Annotated in this window: 15 protein-coding genes and 1 pseudogene; 3 read left to right on the top strand and 13 right to left on the bottom strand. The window is 70.1% G+C overall.

Annotation, left to right across the window (positions count from 1 at the left end):
- Position 1 precedes the first annotated feature (1 nt).
- Together RPX00_RS23240 and ftsY are read right to left on the bottom strand one after the other, a co-directional pair.
- Positions 2–523: a GNAT family N-acetyltransferase gene (locus tag RPX00_RS23240; RefSeq protein WP_406642403.1), complete on the bottom strand. Its 522-nt coding sequence runs from the start codon at positions 521–523 to the stop codon at positions 2–4.
- Between the two features lie 68 nt (positions 524–591).
- On the bottom strand, positions 592–1,935 hold the full coding sequence (gene ftsY, locus RPX00_RS23235) for a signal recognition particle-docking protein FtsY (RefSeq protein ID WP_406642401.1): 1,344 nt from the start codon (positions 1,933–1,935) through the stop codon (positions 592–594).
- A 141-nt stretch (positions 1,936–2,076) separates the two neighbouring features.
- On the opposite strand from ftsY, the pseudogene RPX00_RS23230 reads away from it, so the two are divergent.
- A pseudogene (locus RPX00_RS23230) lies at positions 2,077–3,290 on the top strand (anhydro-N-acetylmuramic acid kinase).
- Positions 3,291–3,299: 9 nt separating this feature from the next.
- Positions 3,300–4,865, top strand: a complete 1,566-nt coding sequence (locus RPX00_RS23225) for a sodium:solute symporter (RefSeq protein ID WP_406642399.1) — start codon at positions 3,300–3,302, stop codon at positions 4,863–4,865.
- Positions 4,866–4,914: 49 nt separating this feature from the next.
- Here RPX00_RS23225 and RPX00_RS23220 read toward each other — a convergent pair whose 3' ends face one another.
- The 5 genes from RPX00_RS23220 to RPX00_RS23200 form a co-directional block, all read right to left on the bottom strand.
- Entirely contained in the window at positions 4,915–5,415 is a 501-nt protein-coding gene (locus RPX00_RS23220) for a hypothetical protein (RefSeq protein WP_406642398.1), read from the bottom strand.
- A 157-nt stretch (positions 5,416–5,572) separates the two neighbouring features.
- Complete coding sequence (locus RPX00_RS23215; protein ID WP_406642396.1) at positions 5,573–5,914, bottom strand: beta/gamma crystallin domain-containing protein; 342 nt, start codon at positions 5,912–5,914, stop codon at positions 5,573–5,575.
- 155 nt (positions 5,915–6,069) lie between these two features.
- On the bottom strand, positions 6,070–6,600 hold the full coding sequence (locus RPX00_RS23210) for a hypothetical protein (protein ID WP_406642394.1): 531 nt from the start codon (positions 6,598–6,600) through the stop codon (positions 6,070–6,072).
- A 138-nt stretch (positions 6,601–6,738) separates the two neighbouring features.
- The gene (gene smc, locus RPX00_RS23205) at positions 6,739–10,341 is read right to left on the bottom strand and encodes a chromosome segregation protein SMC (RefSeq protein ID WP_406642392.1); all 3,603 of its coding nucleotides are present in this window, start codon (positions 10,339–10,341) and stop codon (positions 6,739–6,741) included.
- Between the two features lie 179 nt (positions 10,342–10,520).
- Positions 10,521–10,817 (bottom strand): acylphosphatase, encoded by a 297-nt coding sequence (locus tag RPX00_RS23200; RefSeq protein WP_406642390.1) that lies wholly within the window; start codon positions 10,815–10,817, stop codon positions 10,521–10,523.
- Positions 10,818–10,974: 157 nt separating this feature from the next.
- On the opposite strand from RPX00_RS23200, the gene RPX00_RS23195 reads away from it, so the two are divergent.
- Complete coding sequence (locus RPX00_RS23195; RefSeq protein WP_406642388.1) at positions 10,975–11,664, top strand: hypothetical protein; 690 nt, start codon at positions 10,975–10,977, stop codon at positions 11,662–11,664.
- Positions 11,665–11,715: 51 nt separating this feature from the next.
- Here the strand turns inward: RPX00_RS23195 and RPX00_RS23190 are convergent, their stop codons facing one another.
- Genes RPX00_RS23190 through kdpF form a run of 6 tightly spaced genes read right to left on the bottom strand, consistent with a single transcriptional unit; the run spans position 11,716 to position 19,433 of the window.
- Complete coding sequence (locus RPX00_RS23190; RefSeq protein ID WP_406642386.1) at positions 11,716–12,414, bottom strand: response regulator; 699 nt, start codon at positions 12,412–12,414, stop codon at positions 11,716–11,718.
- Positions 12,411–14,960: a DUF4118 domain-containing protein gene (locus RPX00_RS23185; protein WP_406642384.1), complete on the bottom strand. Its 2,550-nt coding sequence runs from the start codon at positions 14,958–14,960 to the stop codon at positions 12,411–12,413. The genes RPX00_RS23190 and RPX00_RS23185 overlap by 4 nt, the downstream gene beginning before the upstream one ends.
- A 5-nt stretch (positions 14,961–14,965) precedes the next feature.
- Entirely contained in the window at positions 14,966–15,577 is a 612-nt protein-coding gene (locus tag RPX00_RS23180) for a potassium-transporting ATPase subunit C (protein ID WP_406642382.1), read from the bottom strand.
- A 1-nt stretch (position 15,578) separates the two neighbouring features.
- Positions 15,579–17,672 carry a potassium-transporting ATPase subunit KdpB gene (gene kdpB / locus RPX00_RS23175; RefSeq protein WP_406642381.1) on the bottom strand — a complete coding sequence of 698 codons (2,094 nt, stop codon included), beginning with the start codon at positions 17,670–17,672 and terminating at the stop codon, positions 15,579–15,581.
- Complete coding sequence (gene kdpA, locus RPX00_RS23170) at positions 17,669–19,330, bottom strand: potassium-transporting ATPase subunit KdpA (protein ID WP_406642379.1); 1,662 nt, start codon at positions 19,328–19,330, stop codon at positions 17,669–17,671. The genes kdpB and kdpA overlap by 4 nt, the downstream gene beginning before the upstream one ends.
- A gap of 1 nt (position 19,331) precedes the next feature.
- Positions 19,332–19,433, bottom strand: a complete 102-nt coding sequence (gene kdpF / locus RPX00_RS23165; protein WP_037358287.1) for a K(+)-transporting ATPase subunit F — start codon at positions 19,431–19,433, stop codon at positions 19,332–19,334.
- Positions 19,434–19,438: the final 5 nt, after the last annotated feature.

Here is a 19,438-nt window from a genome sequence, read left to right as displayed (position 1 = left end):
CTTACTTGAGTTCGCCCTTGAGGAGGTCCATCAGCAGGCCGTCGTGCCAGGTGCCGTCGGCCCCTTGCTCGTAGTCGCGAAGGATCCCGACGCGGCGGAAGCCGAGCTTCTCGTACACGTGGATCGCGCGGACGTTGGCCGCCGCCGGATCGATGGTGATCCGGTGGTGCCCCTGGTCGAACAGGCGCTGGGCGAGGGTGCGGATCGCCTGCGCGCCAAGCCCGAGCCCGTAGTGGTCCGGATGCACGGCGAGATCGATTCCGGCGTGCCGGTAACGGTGATCGAGTTCCTGCCAGCTCTGGATCACGCCGACGGTGTGTCCGTTGTGCTCGATCGCGTAGGCCTGCTCGTCTTTGGCGAGCAGCCCGTCGGTCTCCTCGTCGGGATCGCCCCACCACTGCGCGACTTCCGGGGCGGAAAGGATCTCGTGAACCCGCGCCCGGTCGGCTTCGGTGAGCGGCCGGAGGTTCACTGCCTCGGTGTCCGGCCGCGGCGAGGGAGACGGGGCGGATGCGGGATGCATCCGCCCACCGTGGCAGGCCGCTTCTCGAGGGATGCCCGCTTTAACCGCTCTTCACCCGACCAGGCGAATCAGCCCAGCAACGCGTCCACGAACGCCCCAGGTTCGAACGGTGCCAGGTCGTCCGGCCCCTCGCCCAGTCCCACCAGCTTCACCGGTACTCCCAGTTCCTTCTGGACCTGGAACACGATCCCGCCCTTGGCCGTGCCGTCCAGTTTGGTCAGGACGATGCCCGTCACGTCGATGACCTCGGCGAACACCCGGGCCTGCGCGAGCCCGTTCTGTCCGGTCGTGGCGTCGAGCACGAGCAGCACCTCGTCCACCCGCGCCTGCTTCTCCACGACTCGCTTCACCTTGCCGAGTTCGTCCATCAGGCCGGTTTTCGTGTGCAGGCGGCCCGCGGTGTCGACCAGGACCGCGTCCACGCCTTCGGCGATTCCCTGCTTGACCGCGTCGAACGCGACCGCCGCCGGGTCCGCGCCTTCCTTGCCGCGCACGACCGAGGCGCCTACCCGGTCGCCCCAGGTTTGCAGCTGGTCGGCGGCCGCCGCGCGGAAGGTGTCGGCCGCGCCGAGGACGACGGTTCCGCCTTGTGCCACCAGGACTCGCGCCAGTTTGCCGGTCGTCGTGGTCTTGCCGGTGCCGTTCACGCCGGCCACGAGGACGACCGCGGGCTGCTTCTTGCCGTCCACCTCGTGCGGCAGGGCGCGGACCGAACGCTCGGCGTCCGTCGACAGCGCCGCGGTCAGCACCTCGTGCAGCAGTTCGCGCGCTTCCGCCGACGTGCGCACCGCGCGCCGGTTCAGCTCGTCGCGCAGGCGGTCGACGATCTGTGTCGTGGTGGCGGCACCGAGGTCCGCCAGGAGCAGCGTGTCCTCTACGTCCTGCCAGGAATCCTCGTCCAGGTCGCCGCCGCCGAGGAGGCCGAGCAGGCTCTGGCCGAACACCGAACGGGACTTCGCCAGGCGGCCGCGCAGCCGTTCGAGGCGGCCGGCCGGGGACTCGATTTCCTCGATCGTGTCCGGCACGACCGCTTCGGGAGCCTCTTCGACCGGCTCGGGGAGCTTGACGTCGCGCACCGTGCGCTGGTCGGAGTCGCGCGGGACCGCGGCGTCGTCGCCGACCGCGGGCTGGCCGTCCACCTCCGGCCGGTCCTCGACGGGATGCTCGACCACCGGCTCCGGAGAAGGCTCCGGTTCCGGAGACGGAGCAGGCGCGGCCTCCGCGGTCTTCCCGCCGGGGGCCAGCGAGATCCCGCCGCTCGCGGCGTACCCGCCGCCCTTCGGCTTCTCCTCGACCTCGCGCGGCTCGGCCATGCTGATCCGCCGCTTGCGCGCGATGAGCAGCCCGGACACCAGAACGGCGACCAGGACGACGACGGCGACGACAACGATCCAGAACCAGGTGCTCGACACGCCCACCATCCTGTCATCCGTGTGCACAAGCCACCGGACACCCCACCGCGAGGCCAACGAGTAACGCGAACGGTTCCGATTCGGCCAAGACTCCACGACGCGTCTTGCGCCACCCCTTCCGCGTTGACTAGACCACATCGGATGACCACCCCGACCGGCCACCGTTTCCGCGTCCTCGGGCTGCTGTCGGGCACCTCCGTGGACGGCATCGACGTCGCCGTCGCCGAATTCCGCGCAGACGGCGGGACCGTCGTCCTCACCCCGCTCGGCGAACTCGACGTGCCCTATCCCGCCGACCTCCGCACGGATCTCCTCGACGCCCTCCCGCCGCGCCCGAGCAGCGCGCGCCAGCTGACCGTCCTCGACACCCGCGTCGGCCAAGCCTTCGCGGACGCAGCCGCGCGCGGGATCGCGGCGTACGGACCGGTGGACGTGATCGCCTCGCTCGGCCAGACCGTCTACCACTGGGTCGAAAACGGCGTCGCGCTCGGCACGCTCCAGCTCGGCCAGCCGGCGTGGATCGCCGAGCGCACCGGGGTGCCGGTGATCGCCGACCTCCGCATCCGCGACATCACCGCGGGCGGACAGGGCGCGCCGCTGGCGAGCACGCTCGACGCGATGTGGCTGCGCGGTCTCGCCGAGCAGACCGGGCAGCCGGTGGCCGCGCTCAACCTCGGCGGCATCGCGAACATCACCGTGGTCACGCATTCCGACGCGGTGCTCGCGTACGACACCGGCCCGGCCAACGCGCTGCTCGACCTCGCCGCCGCGCACGTCAGCGACGGCAGGCTGTCCGCCGACGTCGACGGGCGGCTCGCGCTCGCCGGTTCAGTCCGCGAGGACCTGCTGCGCCGTCTTCTCGCCGACCCCTATTTCGCCGCCGCTCCCCCGAAATCCACTGGCAAGGAGCACTTCCACGGCGGATACCTTGACGCGGCCCTGTCCGGACTGCCGCCGTTGTCGCCGGAGGATCTGCTGGCCACGCTCACCGAACTGACCGCCGCCACGGTCGCCGCGGAATGCCGGCGGCACGGCGTGGCGACCGTCGTCGCGTCCGGCGGCGGGGTCGCGAACCCGGCCACGATGGCCGCGCTCGCCCGGCATCTGCCCGAGGGCGCGCTCCGCACCAGCGACGACCTCGGCCTTCCCGGCTCCGGCAAGGAGGCCTATCTGACCGCGCTGCTCGGCTGGCTGAGCTGGTGCGGCGTCCCGGCGACGCTGCCGTCGGCGACCGGAGCGAGCGGTCCCCGCCTGCTCGGCGCGCTGACGCCGGGTGCGGCGCCCCTGAATCTCCCCGCCCCGCTGGGGGCGCCGCGACCCGGCTCCGGGTCGCGGAATCCGGGCAACCACGGTAGGAGAACCCCATGAATCCAGTCGATCTGGTGATCGTCATCGTGTACCTCGCGGCGATGCCGGTCATCGGCGTGCTGGTCGGACGCAGACAGAAGTCCGCGAACGACTACTTCGTCGGCGAGCGCAGCATGCCGTGGTGGGCGGTCACGCTCTCGGTGGTGGCCACCGAGACGTCCACGCTCACCGTGATCTCCACGCCCGGGCTCGTGTTCGGCAGCGCGTTCCTGTTCCTGGAAGTGGCCTTCGGCTACATCATCGGCCGCGTGATCGCCGCGTTCGTGCTGCTGCCGCGCTACTTCCGCGGCAATTACGTGAGCGCGTACGAATTCCTCGGCCGCCGCTTCGGCCGCGGGCTGCAGGGCACCGCGTCGGTCACCTTCGTGGTGACCCGGCTGCTCGCCGAGGGCCTGCGGCTGTTCGCCGGGGCGATCCCGATCAAGGCGATCCTAGGCCACTACGGCATCCACACCGAGTACTGGCACATCGTGGTGCTGCTGACCGCGCTCACCGTGGTCTACGCGTTCGTCGGCGGCATCAAGTCGGTGATCTGGGTGGACGTCATCCAGTGGTCGCTGTACGTCCTCGGCGCGATCGGCGCGGTGATCTTCCTGTCCACGAAGCTGCCGTCCGGCTGGACGCAGATCGCTTCGAGCCAGGGCCGGTTCCAGCTCACCGATTTCGCGTCGAACCTGCTCACCAACCCGTACGCGTTCCTCTGCGCGGTGGTCGGCGGCGCGTTCCTGTCGATGGCTTCGCACGGCGCGGACCAGCTGATCGTCGGCCGCCTGCTGTCGTGCCGGAACCTGCGCGACGGGCAGCGCGCGCTGATCGGCTCGTCCATCGTGGTGTTCGTCCAGTTTGCGCTGTTCCTGCTGGTCGGCGCGATGCTGTGGGTCTACACCGGCGGCAAGAACGGCGCGACGGCCACCGCGGTCGCGGCCGGGAAGATGTCCGGCGACGACGTGTTCTCCAACTTCATCGTCAACGACCTGCCGGTCGGCCTCGCCGGGCTGCTGATCGCGGGCATCCTGGCGTCGACCATGGGCGCGCTCGCGTCCGCGCTCAACGCGCTGTCCACGTCCACCATCGCCGACCTCTACCAGCGGTTCACCCACAAGTCGATCGAGGACGCCAAGCTGCTCCGGCACGGTCGCATGTGGACACTCATCTGGGCGGCGGTGTTCGCGGTGTTCGCCTCGATGTTCACGAACTCGAAGGACCCGGTGATCCAGCAGGGCCTCGGCATCGTCGGCTACACCTACGGCGCGCTGCTCGGCTCGTTCTTCCTCGGCCTGCTGGTGCGCAAGGCCCGCCAATCCGACGCGGTGATCGCGTTCGCCTGTTCGGTGGTCGGGATGGCGTTCCTGATCCTGTTCGTGAAATTCGACAAGGCGACGACCGAGGTGCACATCCACTTCGGCACCGCGACGAAGACGCTGGTGCCGCTGGCGACGTATTGGTACACCTTCGCCGGGGTGCTGATCACGCTGGTGGTGGGCGGCCTGCTGTCGCTGCGGCGGCGCGGGGTGGACCCGAACGTCGAGAAGGTCGAAGAACCCGCGGAAACGCCCGCGTAGCAACGGTTTTCTCTGGCCGGGTTCCCGTGGGGACCCGGCCAGAGGCCGTTTACGGCTGGGTGTAGAAGACCAGGCCGTCCTTGTCGCAGCCGATCCGGCCGCTGCCCTGCGCGCCGGTGTCGGCCATGCACCGCCAGCCGCTCACGGTCAGCACGTGCGCGGTGCCCTCGGCCTTCTTCGGCGCTTCCTGGAAGTACTCGGTGATCACGTCGATCGCCTCGGTGCAGCCGGGACGGCCCGCCTTGGTCTCGGTGGCGATCAGGCCGACCTTGCCGTTGGGCGCGTCGATCGGGCCGCAGTCGACCGGCGGGCCGACCGTTTCGCCGGCGTCCGGGCTGCTGGTCGCCGTCTTGCTCGGGCGGTGCGCCTTGCTCGAAGGCGCGCTTCCGGTGCTCGACGCCGGTGCGGACGTGGCGGTCGGCGCGGCCGAAACCGGTGCCGAAGAAGACGGCGGAGCCGCTGTGTCGCTGCTTCCGCCGCACGCCGAGACCAGCGCACCGAACGCGAGAACCGCCGCCGTGGCAACGGTCTTGGACAGCATCGTGCGCATGAAGAATTTCCTCCCCTGTTTCGGCCGCCGATCGGCCAAGATCACCTTAAGCGGCCCGTGACGGGTCGGCAGCGTGGCGGCGGAAACGTGACCGAGGGAACTCCGGCGCACGGCCCGGCTTCGCGGAACGGAAGCCGGGCCGTCGCCGGGAAACGCGTCAGCGGATGACGACCTGCCGCACGTGCACGAAGTTCAGGTCAGCGCCCTGCCAGTGGCCGAGGTCGGTCCGGCCGCCGTCCCAGTACAGGGTGACCGAGTTGTTGCCGGAGTCGACCCTGGCGACGCCGCCAAGGTCCACGTACGTCGCGCCGCTGTTGGCGAAGCAGGCGACATCGCTGCCGTCCCAAGGGTTTCCGCCCGCAAGGCGAAGCTGGACGAAATCGGTGCGGCCGTTGCAGGCGACCCGGTCGATGGCGAACGCCTGACCGGCCGGAACGGTGACGGCCAGCGCGAGCGCCGCGGCGCCGCCGATCGCGAGTCTCTTGACGAGTGAAGGCATGATCGCTGTGGAACCTTTCTCCCAGTGCTGCCTTGAAGGTGAGCCCGGCGGAACCCGCGCTGCCGGGCGAGATCGACGGTGCCAGCCGCGGACACTCAGCCGACAGCCGCGATGCCCGCTTCTACCCGTTCGTACCCGGGGTCCGACACCAACGCTCAAACAGCCTTGCCGTGGAACGAAAGCCCCTTGCTGCCGCAGAAAATCTGCTTGCTGCCGCCGTTTCCGCCGTCGTAGCCGCAGTTCCAGCCGTCCACGTCGAGGAAGCGCCCGGTGCCCTGCGCCTTGGTCGGCGCCTGCGCCAGGTAGTCGGACATCACATTGATCGCCTCAGTGCAGCCGACGGTGCCGGCCGGCATCGCCTCGGCCACCACGTCGACCTTGCCGCCGGGGCCGTCGATCGGGCCGCAGTCCGCGCCCTTGCCGAGTTCTCCCTTGCCTGGCAAGCGGTCACTCGGCTGTTCCTTGGCCGGAGTCGGGCGCGGCTTGGTCTTGCTCGGGTGCGCCTGGGTCGACGGCGCGGACGTGGCGGAAGAACTCGGCGCAGCCACCGACGAAGCGGTCGGTGCGGCAGAAAGCGCACTCGGTGCGGCCTGCCCGGTCTGCGAGCTGCCTCCGCACGCGGCGACCGCCAGCGCGGCGCCGAGCAGCGAACCGGAAATCAGGGTGCGGGCCACGATGGTGCGCATTGTCGAATCCCCTCCAGGAAGTGTTGCTGGTGAACACCCCTGAAGACGCGTAGCTCCGACCGCAGTTGGCCCGTCGGACGCCCGTCCGGGCAGACCTGCCCGAACGGGCAGGATCGTCCCGACCGGCGCAACCCCGGCTCAGGAAGCCGGGACCGGTTCCTCTTCCGCGGTGCGCAGCCGCTGCGAGATCACCTTGGTGATGCCGTCGCCCTGCATGCTCACGCCGTACAGCGCGTCGGCGATCTCCATCGTCGGCTTCTGGTGCGTGATGATGATCAGCTGCGACGAATCGCGCAGCTGCTCCAGCAGGCCGATCAGCCGGCGCATGTTGGTGTCGTCCAGCGCCGCCTCGACCTCGTCCATCACGTAGAACGGCGAGGGGCGGGCGCGGAAGATCGCGACCAGCATGCCGACCGCCACCAGCGACTTCTCGCCGCCGGACAGCAGCGAAAGCCGCTTGACCTTCTTGCCCGGCGGACGGGCCTCGACGTCGACGCCGGTGGCGAGCAGGTCGTTCGGCTCGGTGAGCACCATCCGGCCCTCGCCGCCGGGGAACAGCACGCCGAAGACGGTCTCGAACTCGCGCGCCACGTCGGCGTAGGCCGAGGCGAAGACCTCCAGGATCTTCTCGTCGACCTGCTTGATGACGGCCTCGAGGTCCTTGCGGGTGTCCTTGAGGTCTTCCAGCTGCGTGGACAGGAACTTGTAGCGCTCCTCCAGCGCCGCGAACTCCTCCAGCGCCAGCGGGTTCACCTTGCCCAGCAGGGTCAGGTCCTTCTCCGCGCGCTTGGCGCGGCGGGCCTGGGTGTCGCGGTCGTACGGCATGGGCGGCGGCGGGGTGACGTCCTCGCCGCGCTCCTTGGCCGCCTCGTACTCGGCCATCTCGCCCGCGCTCGGCGGCACCGGGACATTCGGGCCGTACTCCTCGACCAGATCCGCCAGCCCGATGCCGAAGTCCTCGGCGATCTTGGCTTCCAGCGTTTCCAGCCGCAGCTTCTGCTCGGCGCGCAGCACCTCGTCGCGGTGCACGGCGTCGGTCAGCTTCTCCAGCTCGCCGGACAGCTCGCGCACCTTCGCGCGCACCGCGGTGAGCGCGGTTTCCCGGCTTTGGCGCTGTGCCTGGGCTTCGTCGCGCTCGGCGGCCGCGCGCTGCACCGAGATCTCGATGCGCTCCAACGCGAACTCACCGGCGTTCACCACCGCGTTGGCGATTTCCGCACCCCGCTCGCGCGCTTCGCGAGCCTTGGCCGCACGCTCGCGGGCCTGCTGTTCGGCATAAGCCGCGCGGCGCAACGATTCCGCGCGCCCGGCGATGCTGCGCGCACGTTCCTCAGCGGTGCGCTGCGCGAGCCGCGCCTCGACTTCTTCCTGCCGCACCACGGCAAGCTGCTCGGCGGCCTCGTCGCGTTCGGCGGTGTCCGGGTCGTCCTCGACCGGCTGCTCGGCGACCGCGGCGAGCCGTTCTTCCAGCTCCGCCAGCTGTTCCAGCGCCTGCTCGCGGCTCTGCTCGACCTTCGCGCGCTGCTGGGTCAGCCGTTCGACCTCCGCCTGCGCCGACCGCGCGGCCTGCTGCAACCGGTTCAGCCGCTCGGACGAGCGCGCGTTGCGCACCTTGGCTTCGCCCAGCGCATCCTTCGCCTGCCCGACCTCTTCGCGGCGCGACTGCTGCTCGGCGCGTGCGCCTTCCAGCTCGGCCGAGTACTGCTCCAGCGCGCGTTCGGCCGTACGCAACCGTTCCTGCGCCTCGTCGACCGCCGCCTGGACCTCGATCACGCTCTCGCGAGCGGCCGAACCACCAGCGATCCAGTTGGCCCCGAAGACATCGCCCTCGGCGGTGACCGCGCGCACCTCCGGGTGCTGCGCCACGAGCTGCTGCGCGGACTCCAGGTCCGGCACCAGCGCGAGCCGGTCCAGCGCCTTCTCGACCGCCGGCCGCAGCTGCTCCGGCGCGCTGACGACCTCGCGGGCCCAGCGCGCGCCCTCGGGCAGCATCGGCCAGGAACTGGTGTCCACAGTGGACACGCCACCGGCGGGCACGATCCCGGCGCGACCGGAATCGGTCTCCTTCAAGTACTTCAGCGCGGACAGCGCGTTCTCGCCGCCGGACACCGCGACCGCGTCCGCCACCGGCCCGAGCGCGGCGGCCAGCGCCACCTCGTGCCCCGGCTGCACGGTGAGCAGCGCGGCGATCGAACCGAGCAAGCCCGGCAGTTCCGCGGACGCGCCCAGCAGCGCACCCGCGCCGTCCTTGCGTTTGAGGCTCATCGACAGCGCATCGACGCGCGCCTTCTCCGACGCGATCTCGCGCTCGGCACCGCGTTCGGCCTTCACCAGCTCTTCGACGCGCGCCTTGGCGGCGTTGTTCGCCTCCACCGCGCGATCGTGCCGCTGCCGCAGCTCGGCGTCGTCGGATTCCTCAGTCCCGCCAGCGGCTTTGGCTTCTTCCAGCTCCTCGACCGCGATCTCGGCGCGCTCGGCCGCTTCCTGCAGGCCGACAGTGAGCCGGTCGACCTCTTCCGCGGTCGCGCCGTTCTTGCTGCGCAACGCTTCGACCTGGCCGGTCAGCTTCGCCATGCCCTCGCGGCGGTCGGCGATCGCCCGGACCGCGGCCCAGTGCGCGCGCTCGGCGGCCTGCACCCGCTGTTCGAGATCTTCCCGGCGCAGCACGGTTTCCGCGAGCAGTTCGCGGGCCTCCATGACGGCTTCGGTCAGCTCCTGCTCGCGCTCCGCGGCCTGCTCCGCCTCGGCGAGCAGCTCCTCCGGGTCACGACCGCCGGTGGGCGCGGAGACGTCCGAAGAAAGGTGCCGCTGCCGCTCGACCGCCAGCCGCACGGTGCCGCGCAGCCGCTCGGTGAGCGCGGACAGCTTGTACCAGGTTTCCTGGGCGATCTGCAGCCGCGGCGCGTCCTCGGCGAGCGAAGCCTCCAGCTCGGCCTCTTCGGCGGACACGATCTCCAGCGCCTGCTCGACCTCGGCGCGACGCTGGCGCGCGGTGCGCTCGTCGGCCTCGTCGCGCGCGATGGACTCGCGCTGGGTGACCAGGTCGTCGGCGAACAGCCGGAGCCGCGCGTCGCGCAGGTCGGACTGCACCGACTGGGCCTTGCGGGCGATCTCGGCCTGTTTGCCCAGCGGTTTGAGCTGACGGCGCAGCTCGGTGGTGAGGTCGGTGAGCCGGTCGAGGTTGCCCTGCATGTTGTTGAGCTTGCGCAGGGTCTGTTCTTTGCGCTTGCGGTGCTTGAGGACGCCGGCGGCCTCCTCGATGAACGCGCGCCGCTCCTCGGGCTTCGACTCCAGGATCGCCGACAGCTGCCCCTGCCCGACGATGACGTGCATCTCGCGGCCGATGCCGGAGTCCGACAGCAGTTCCTGGACGTCCATCAGCCGGCAGCGGTCGCCGTTGATCTCGTACTCGCTCGCGCCGTCGCGGAACATCCGGCGGGTGATGGAGACCTCGGCGTACTCGATCGGCAGCGCGCCGTCGGCGTTGTCGATGGTGAGCGTGACCTCGGCGCGCCCGAGCGGGGCGCGGCCCGCGGTGCCGGCGAAGATGACGTCTTCCATCTTGCCGCCGCGCAGGTCCTTCGCGCCCTGGGTGCCCATGACCCAGCGCAGCGCGTCGAGGACGTTCGACTTTCCGGAGCCGTTCGGGCCGACCACGCAGGTGATGCCGGGTTCGAAGCGCAGCGTGGTCGCCGAGGCGAAGGACTTGAAGCCCTTGAGCGTCAGGCTTTTCAGGTGCACGTGCTGCCGACCCCTCTGGCCACGGGTACAGGTTGGCTACCGGTTCCCCCGGTCCGGACAGGCTACTCGGCGGTTCCCGGGCGCCGTGGGAGGCCGTGCCGCCCGGGCGCGCCTAGCACAGGTTCGAGCGCCCCGGCAACCCCAGGCACCCCATCAGCCGCAGCCGCCCCACGCGGCCCTCAGCGTTCGGCGAATCCCTCCAGCCCGCCTTTGGCGGCAGTCCAGCGTTCAACCACCTGATCCACTCGTCCGGGTGAGGTTCCGGAGCGCAGCGCGGCCAGCAATTGCCCACAGTGGCTTCGGCTACCCTCCGCGACCACCTCGACACGGCCGTCCGGAAGATTCCTGGCGAATCCGGTCAGCCCGAGTTCCAGCGCCCGGCTGCGGGTCCACCAGCGAAAACCGACTCCCTGCACCTGCCCGTGCACCCAGGCGGCCAGCCGGACGGGCGTTTCCTGCTCGTTCACCCGCCCCATCCTGCCGCACCCGCCCGGCTGCGGACCGTGACGGTCCTGTCCCTCGGTCGCGCGAACGGGTCCTGACCGGTGATAACCTCCCGCCTGGCATCCGGGCCCGGAGCCCGCTCCCCCGTGCCGCCCTCGACCTGAGCGTTGACCCTTCTAAGGAGCCCGCATGTCCCGTCCCGACGGGCCTGAACCAAGCTCAGCGCAGTCCGAGAACGCCGTCGCGGTGAGCGCCGCCCCGACCGCTCCGCCGCGGGGTGCGAGCGGGAAGCTCAGCCGCTCCGGCTACGCGATCCTGGGCGTCAGCGGCCTCGTGGTGGCCACGGCCTTCGCCGCGGTCGCCGAACTGGCCGGCCCCGGCTCGGGCACCGACACCGCGACCAACGGCGCCGGCGGCGGCCAGGGCGGCCTGCAGAACAGCTCGCAGGTCGTCGTGCCGGGCAACGCCGTCCCCGGCGGCCCGATGACCGTCCCCGGCTCGCCCACGCCCGGCCAGACCGCCCCGGCGACGCCGACCACCGTGGTCGCCGTCGGCGCGGACGGAAAGCCGACCACGAGCGTCGTCACGCCCCCGCCGAACGCGGGCCAGCCGGTCGGCCAGGTCCCGCCTCCCGGCGGCAACCCCGGCGATTCGACTACTCCGCCGCGCAGCGACACGTCGACTTCGAAGACCGTCACGCCGCCGTCGACCCCGGTGACCACTCCGCCGGACACCTCGTCGCAGACTCCGCCGTCGTCCACGGACACCACCCCGACGAAGCCGACCGGCAGCAGCTCGACCGGCGGGCAGCCGTCGTCCCCGTCCTCGCCGAGCGAGTCCACTTCGGACTCCGGCTCGACCGGGCCCAGCAGCCGCTGACCACGAAGAAAGGCCCCTGCGGAAACTCTCCCGCAGGGGCCTTTCTTCGTGTCAGACCTCGAACCGATACCCCATCCCCGGCTCGGTCAGCAGATGCCGCGGCCGAGAAGGTTCCGGTTCCAGCTTCCGCCGCAACTGCGCCAGATACACCCGCAGGTAATGGGATTCCGTCTCGTACGACGGACCCCACACCTCGTGCAGCAGCTGTTTCTGCGCCACCAGCCGGCCCCGGTTGCGGACCAGCAGTTCCAGCACTCCCCATTCCGTCTTCGTCAGATGCACCTCGCGGCCCTCGCGCAGCACCTTCTTCGCCGCCAGGTCGATCGTGAACGAGCCGGTGTCCACCACGGCTTCCGCGCCGTCCGTGCCTCCGACCGACGAACGGCGGACCGCGGCTCGCAGGCGGGCGAGGAGTTCGTCCATGCCGAACGGTTTCGTCACGTAGTCGTCCGCGCCCGCGTCGAGGGCCTGGACCTTGTCGGCCGAATCGCCGCGGGCGGACAGGACGATGATCGGCACCGTCGTCCAGCCGCGCAGGCCCGCGATCACCTCGGTGCCGTCCAGGTCGGGCAGGCCGAGGTCGAGCACCACCACGTCGGGTTTCGTTTCGGCGACCGCTTTCAGCGCCGCGGTGCCGTCGTGGGCGGTGATCACCTTGTACCCGCGTGCGTTGAGGTTGATCCGCAGCGCCCGCACGATCTGCGGTTCGTCGTCGACGACCAGCACCGTCGCCGTTGGGTCGGCAGTCATCGCGCCACGCCCTCCTCAGCCTCTACCAGTTCCCGGCCGGTGCACGCCGGCAGCGAGATCACCACTGTCAATCCTCCGCCGGGAGTGTCCTCGGCGCGAACCGTACCGCCCATCGCCTCGGTGAACCCCTTCGCGACGGACAAGCCGAGCCCGACGCCGGGGGTCGAGTCCCGGTCTCCGCCCAGCCGCTGGAACGGCGCGAACGCGGACTCCGCGGCGCCCTTCCGCAGGCCCTTGCCGTGGTCGACGATGCGCAGTTCCACGAACTCCGAATGCGCGCTCGCCCGTGCCGAAACGTCGCCGCCGCCGTGTCGCAGCGCGTTGTCGAGCACGTTCGCGATCACCCGTTCCAGCAGACCGGGATCCGCTTGCACGGACGGCAACCGCGCGTCCACCGAAACCTGCACCCCCTGCGAGTTGTCCACATTGGACAGCGCGTGCGCGACCACTTCGTCATAGCCGACCGGACGCAGATGCGGGGTGACCGCACCGGTCGCCAGGCGCGAGGAGTCGAGCAGGTTGTCGATCAGCCCGGCGAGCCGGTCCGCCGAAAGTTCGACGGCCTCCATCAATTCCTCGGTGTCCTCATCGGACAGTGACAGATCCGGCGCGCGCAGGCTGCCGATCGCGGCCTTGATGGACGTGAGCGGCGTCCGGAGGTCGTGTCCGACCGCGGACAGGAGCGTCGTGCGCAGTTCGGTCGCCTCGGCCTTGCGTTCGGCGGCTGCCGCGGCCGCTGCCATCCGCTGTTGCCGCAGGGCGAGCAACGCTTGTCCCGCAACAGCTTCCAGCACTCGACGGTCCGCTGCGGGCAGGGCGCGACCGCGCAACGTCAGGTGCACATCGGCCGTCACCGCGATGTCCACATCGGCCTCGTCCGGATCGGCGCACGGTTCGCCGCCGGACAGCGCGACCTTTTCCCATTTTCCGCTGCGCTTTTCCAGCAGCGTCACGGAAGTGAGGCCGAAATTCTCCCGCACCTTTTCCAGCAACCGCTCGATCGGATTGGGATTAGTCAGCACGGTCCGTGCATACGACGCCAGCAACGACGCTTCCGTCCGCGCCCGCGCCGCCGCGGCACCCCGGCGGGCGGCGGAAGCGACGACCAGCGCCACCATCACCGCCACCACGATCATCACGATGAGCGTGACGACGTTCTGCGGACTGTGCACATTCAACGTGTACAGCGGCGGCGTGAAGAAGAAATTCAACAGCCCGGCACCGAAAATCGCGGCCACCAAAGCCGGACCGAGCCCGCCGACTAGCGCTACGACAACGGTAGCCAGCACGTAGAGAATCACATCGGTGGAAAACTCCACCGCATCGCGCAAAAGCACACCGAGACCAGTCGCGGCGACTGGCAGCAGAATGCTCAGCACCCATCCCATCACGAGCCGCGACGGCGCCAGCGGACTCGTCCCTAGCCGCGCCCGCAGCCGTCCGCCGGCGTAGGAGTGGGTGACCATGTGCACGTCGATCGGCCCGGATTGCTGCACCACCGTCGCTCCGATGCCCTCGTCGAAGAGCCGGGCGACCCGGGAGCGCCGCGAAGTGCCGACCACGAGCTGGGTCGCGTTGACCCCGCGCGCGAAATCGAGCAACGCGGTGGGCACGTCGTCGCCGACCACCGTGTGGAAGGTCGCGCCGACTTCCTCGGCCAGCGTGCGGCAGCGGGACATCGCGGTCGGCCCGATCCCGGCCAGCCCGTCGCCGCGGAGGATGTGCACGACCTGCAGTTCCGCGCCCGCCCGGTTCGCGATCCGGCTGGCCCGCCGGATCAGCGTCTCGCTTTCCGGCCCGCCGGTGATCGACACGACCACCCGTTCGCGCGTCTCCCACGTGTCGGTGATCTTCTGCTCGGCGCGGTACCGCTGCAGTGCGACATCGACCTGGTCGGCCACCCACAACAGCGCCAGCTCGCGCAACGCGGTGAGGTTGCCGGGCCGGAAGTAGTTGCCCAAAGCGGCATCGATGCGTTCGGCCGGATAGACGTTGCCGTGCGCAAGCCGCCGCCGCAACGCCTCCGGCGTGATGTCCACCAGCTCCAGCTGCTCCGCGCGGCGCACGACCTCGTCCGGCACGGTTTCCTGCTGGGTGACGCCGGTGATGCGCTCGACGACGTCGTTGAGGCTCTGCAGGTGCTGCACGTTGACCGTGGACAGCACGTCGATGCCCGCCTCGAGCATTTCCTCGATGTCCTGCCAGCGTTTCTCGTGCCGTCCGCCGGGCACGTTCGTGTGCGCCAGCTCGTCCACGACGACGACCTCGGGCGCGCGGGCGAGCACCGCGTCGAGGTCCATTTCGGCGAACTCGTGCCCGCGGTGGCGGACCGTGCGCCGGGGCACGATCTCCAGCCCGTCGAGCAGGTCGGCGGTCTTCTTGCGGCCGTGCGTCTCGACGAGGCCGACGACCACGTCGGTGCCGCGGTCGAGGCGGCGGCGGGCTTCGCCGAGCATGGCGAAGGTCTTGCCGACGCCCGGAGCCGCGCCGAGGTAGATGCGGAGTTCGCCTCGGCGCGGCTTCGGTGGTGTGTCAGGTGCGCTCACAGTGTTCAGTGTGCGCCAGGCGCGGCCGAATGCACGGCAAGGTTGAGCTGGAGCACATTCACGCCCGGCACGCCGATTCCGTTGCCAGTGGTGTTGTCCGCGACCAGCTGCCGCACCTTCTCCTCGCTCAGCCCGGTGTTGCGCGCCACGCGAAGCACCTGCAGATCCGCGTACGCGACGCTGATCGCCGGGTCGAGGCCCGAACCCGAGGCGGTCACCGCGTCCGCCGGCACCTCCGCCGGGTTGACGCCCTCGCGCTTGGCGATCAGTTCCCGCCGCTGCGCGATGGCCTTGGTCAGATCCTCGTTGTACGGGCCCTTGTTGGAGGGCCCCGAGGTCGACGGGTCGCCCGGCCCGAGCACGTCCTTCGAGCCGGCGGAGGGCCGGTTGTGGAACCACGGGTCGTGCGCCGGGTCGGCGGGCACCGGGTCGATCCCGATCAGCGACGAGCCGACGGCCTGGCCGTTCTGCGTCACCACCGAGCCCTCGGCGTGCCCTTGGAGGCCGGGGATGCGGGACACCGCCCACACGCCCAGCGGGTACACGACGCCGAGCAGCACGGTCATCGCGATGAGCAGGCGAAGGCCGGCCCAGGTCTGCTTGAGCAAAACGTTCATGTCAGCCAATCCCTGGAATGTGGCGCACGATCAGGTCGATCACCCAGATCCCGAGGAACGGGCTCACGATGCCGCCGAGGCCGTAGACGAGCAGGTTGCGGCGCAGCAGCGCGGACGCCGACGACGGCCGGTAGCGCACGCCGCGCAGGGCGAGCGGGATCAGCCCGACGATGATCAGCGCGTTGAAGATGACCGCGGACAGGATGGCCGACTTCGGCGTCGCCAGGTGCATGATGTTGAGCGCGCCGAGCTGGGCGAAGATGCCGGTGAACATCGCGGGCAGGATGGCGAAGTACTTCGCCAGGTCGTTCGCCACGCTGAACGTGGTGAGCGCGCCGCGGGTGATCAGCAGCTGCTTGCCGATCCCGACGATCTCGATCAGCTTCGTCGGGTTCGAGTCGAGGTCGACCATGTTGCCCGCCTCTTTCGCCGCCATGGTCCCGGTGTTCATCGCCACGCCGACGTCGGACTGCGCGAGCGCGGGCGCGTCGTTCGTGCCGTCGCCGGTCATCGCGACGAGCCGCCCGCCCTCCTGCTCCTTCTGGATGAGGGCCATCTTGTCCTCGGGCTTGGCCTCGGCGAGATAGTCGTCGACGCCCGCGTCCTGCGCGATAGCCTTCGCGGTGAGCGGGTTGTCGCCGGTGATCATCACCGTCTTGATGCCCATCGAGCGCAGTTCCTCGAAGCGCTCCTTCATGCCCGGCTTCACCACGTCCGACAGCCGGATCACGCCGCGTACGAACGCAGTCCCGCCCGCCGCTTCCGCGACCACCAGCGGAGTACCGCCCTGCTGGCTGATCTCGTCCACGACGCGTTCGGTCTCGTCCGGCACGTCACCGCCGCGTTCGCGCACCCACTGGCGCACCGCAGACGTCGCGCCCTTGCGGACCTCGCGCCCGTCGAGGTCGACGCCGCTCATCCGGGTCTGTGCGGTGAACGGCACGAACTCGGCGAGCTTTTCGCTCTCGTCCGGCGCACCGGGCAGCCCGTGCTGCTCGGCGATCAGCTCGACGATGCTGCGGCCTTCCGGCGTCCCGTCGGCGAGGCTGGACAACCGGGCCGCGCGGGCCAGGTCGTCCACAGTGGACGAACCGACCGGGATCAGCTCGGTCGCGCGCCGGTTGCCGAAGGTGATCGTGCCGGTCTTGTCCAGCAGCAGCGTCGACACGTCGCCGGCGGCCTCGACCGCGCGGCCGGAGGTGGCGAGGACGTTGCGCTGCACGAGCCGGTCCATCCCGGCGATGCCGATCGCGCTCAGCAGCGCGCCGATCGTCGTCGGAATCAGGCAGACCAGCAGCGCGGTCAGCACGATCACCGACTGCTCGCTGCCGGAGTAGGCGGCCATCGGCTGCAGCGCCACGACGGCGAGCAGGAAGATGATGGTCAGCGTCGACAGCAGGATGGTCAGCGCGATCTCGTTCGGCGTCTTCTGCCGGGAAGCGCCTTCCACCAACGCGATCATCCGGTCCACAAAGGACTCGCCGGGCTTGGTGCTGATCCGCACCACGATCCGGTCGCTCAGCACCGTGGTGCCGCCGGTGACCGCCGACCGGTCGCCGCCGGACTCCCGGATCACCGGGGCCGACTCGCCGGTGATGGCCGATTCGTCGACCGTGGCGATGCCCTCGACGACGTCGCCGTCGCCGGGGATCACCTGGCCCGCCTCGACCACCACCCGGTCGCCGACGCGCAGGTCGACACCGGGCACCTGCTCCTCGGAGCCGTCCTCAGTGAGCCGCCGCGCGACGGTCTCCTTCTTGGTCCGCCGCAGCGTTTCCGCCTGCGCCTTGCCGCGCCCTTCGGCGACCGCCTCGGCCAGGTTCGCGAACACGACGGTGAACCACAGCCACACCGCGATGAGGATCGAGAACACGCTCGGGTCGGTGATCGCGAACACGGTGGTCAGGACCGAACCGGCCCACACCACGAACATCACCGGGTTCTTGAGCTGGTGACGCGGGTTCAGCTTGCGCAGCGCGTCCGGCATGGACGACCACAGCTGCTTCGGGCTGAACACTCCCGCCCCGACGCGGCCAGCGTTTTCTACGTGGTGCTGCGTCTCCTCTTCCGGAGTCCGCTCTTGGGTGATGGTCATGCCAATGCCTCTGCAATCGGCCCCAGCGCGAGCGCCGGGATGAACGTGAGAGCCGCGACGAGGACGACGGTGCCGGTCAGCAGCGTCCCGAACAGCGGCCCGGTGGTGGGCAGCGTGCCCGCGGTCTCGGGGACCTTCTTCTGCGAGGCGAGCGAACCGGCCAGGCAGAGCACGGCGACGATCGGCACGAACCGGCCGATCAGCATGGCCACCGACAGCGACGCCTGGAACCAGTCGCTGGTCGCGGTGAGACCGCCGAAGGCACTGCCGTTGTTGTTGCCCGCGGACGTGTAGCCGTAAAGGACTTCGGACAGTCCGTGCGAGCCCGAGTTGGTGAGCGCGTCCCGCGTGCTCGGGATCATCAGGGCGATGCCGGAGCCGAGCAGCACCACGACGGGCATCGCCAGCATCGAGATCGCCGCGCAGGTGACCTCGCGCTTGCCGAGCTTCTTGCCCAGGTACTCCGGCGTGCGCCCGACCATCAGCCCGGCCAGGAACATCGCGATCACGGCCATCACGAGGATGCCGTAAAGCCCGGTGCCGACGCCGCCCGGCGAAATCTCGCCGAAGAGCATGTTGAGCATCGCGCCGCCGCCGCCGAGGCCGGACAGGCTGTCGTGCGCGCCGTTCACCGCGCCGGTGGAAGTGCCGGTGGTGGAGTCGGCGAACAGCGACGTCAGGCTGAGCCCGAACCGCTGTTCCTTGCCCTCGAAGTTCCCGCCCGCGGCCAGCGCGGCCGGGCTGTTCGTGTGCGTCTCGGACGTCCAGATCACCGCGAGCATCGCGGCCCACAGACCGGCCATCACCGACAGCAGGACGTAGCCCTGCTTGCGGTTGCCCACCAGCTGCCCGAAGGCGCGGGTGAGGCAGACCGGGATCACCAGGATCAGGAAGATCTCAATGAGATTGGTCCAGGCGTTCGGGTTCTCGAACGGGTGCGCGGAGTTGGCGTTGAAGATGCCGCCGCCGTTCGTGCCGAGTTCCTTGATCACTTCCTGGCTCGCCGCCGGGGCCAGCGCGATCGTGCTGTTGCTGCCGTCCGGGTTCGTCACCGCGACGCCGGAGCGCAGGCTCTGCACCACGCCGAGCGCCACGAGGACGATCGCGAACACGAACGCCATCGGCAGCAGCACGCGGATCGTGCCGCGGGTCAGGTCGACCCAGAAGTTGCCGAGCCGGTCGGTGCGCGAGCGAATGAACCCGCGCGTCACCGCGATCGCCACGGCCAGCCCGACGCCCGCGGACAGGAAGTTCTGCACGGTGAGCCCGGCCATCTGGACGAAGTGGCCCATGGTCGTCTCGGGCGTGTAGGACTGCCAGTTCGTGTTGGTCACGAACGAAACCGCGGTGTTGAACGCGACGGCGGGCGACACCGGGCCGCGGCCGAAGTTCCACGGCAGGATCGACTGCAGGCGCTGCAGCAGGTACAGCAGGATCACCGAGACGAACGAGAAGCCGAGCACCCCGGAGGCGTAGGTCTTCCAGTGCTGCTCGGTGTCCGGGTCGACCCGGACGACCTTGTACAGGGCCTTCTCGACCCGCAGGTGCTTCTCGGTCGAGAAGACGCGGGCGAGGTAGTCGCCGAGGGGTTTGTAGACCACCGCGAGGGCGACCAGGAGCATGCCGGCTTGCAGAAAGCCGGCGCCGACGTCACTCATCTCAGAATTTCTCCGGCCTCACGAGGGCGACGAACAGGTAGCCGAGGAGGCCAAGCGCCAGCAGTCCGCCGACGATGTTGGCCACGGTGCCCGCGCCGCTCACAGCTT

Origin of the sequence: Amycolatopsis sp. WGS_07, assembly GCF_045278895.1 — a bacterium.
Classification (GTDB): domain Bacteria; phylum Actinomycetota; class Actinomycetes; order Mycobacteriales; family Pseudonocardiaceae; genus Amycolatopsis.
This window is presented reverse-complemented; position numbering and strand designations above follow the sequence as displayed.

Excerpts from the sequence above, each read along its gene's own strand:
- kdpA (WP_406642379.1), bottom strand. The coding sequence starts at position 19,330 with ATGAGTGACGTCGGCGCCGGCTTTCTGCAAGCCGGCATGCTCCTGGTC.
- kdpB (WP_406642381.1), bottom strand. The coding sequence starts at position 17,672 with ATGACCATCACCCAAGAGCGGACTCCGGAAGAGGAGACGCAGCACCAC.
- RPX00_RS23190 (WP_406642386.1), bottom strand. The coding sequence starts at position 12,414 with ATGACTGCCGACCCAACGGCGACGGTGCTGGTCGTCGACGACGAACCG.
- RPX00_RS23210 (WP_406642394.1), bottom strand. The coding sequence starts at position 6,600 with ATGCGCACCATCGTGGCCCGCACCCTGATTTCCGGTTCGCTGCTCGGC.
- RPX00_RS23195 (WP_406642388.1), top strand. The coding sequence starts at position 10,975 with ATGTCCCGTCCCGACGGGCCTGAACCAAGCTCAGCGCAGTCCGAGAAC.
- RPX00_RS23220 (WP_406642398.1), bottom strand. The coding sequence starts at position 5,415 with ATGCGCACGATGCTGTCCAAGACCGTTGCCACGGCGGCGGTTCTCGCG.
- RPX00_RS23225 (WP_406642399.1), top strand. The coding sequence starts at position 3,300 with ATGAATCCAGTCGATCTGGTGATCGTCATCGTGTACCTCGCGGCGATG.
- RPX00_RS23180 (WP_406642382.1), bottom strand. The coding sequence starts at position 15,577 with ATGAACGTTTTGCTCAAGCAGACCTGGGCCGGCCTTCGCCTGCTCATC.
- RPX00_RS23200 (WP_406642390.1), bottom strand. The coding sequence starts at position 10,817 with ATGGGGCGGGTGAACGAGCAGGAAACGCCCGTCCGGCTGGCCGCCTGG.
- RPX00_RS23240 (WP_406642403.1), bottom strand. The coding sequence starts at position 523 with ATGCATCCCGCATCCGCCCCGTCTCCCTCGCCGCGGCCGGACACCGAG.
- RPX00_RS23215 (WP_406642396.1), bottom strand. The coding sequence starts at position 5,914 with ATGCCTTCACTCGTCAAGAGACTCGCGATCGGCGGCGCCGCGGCGCTC.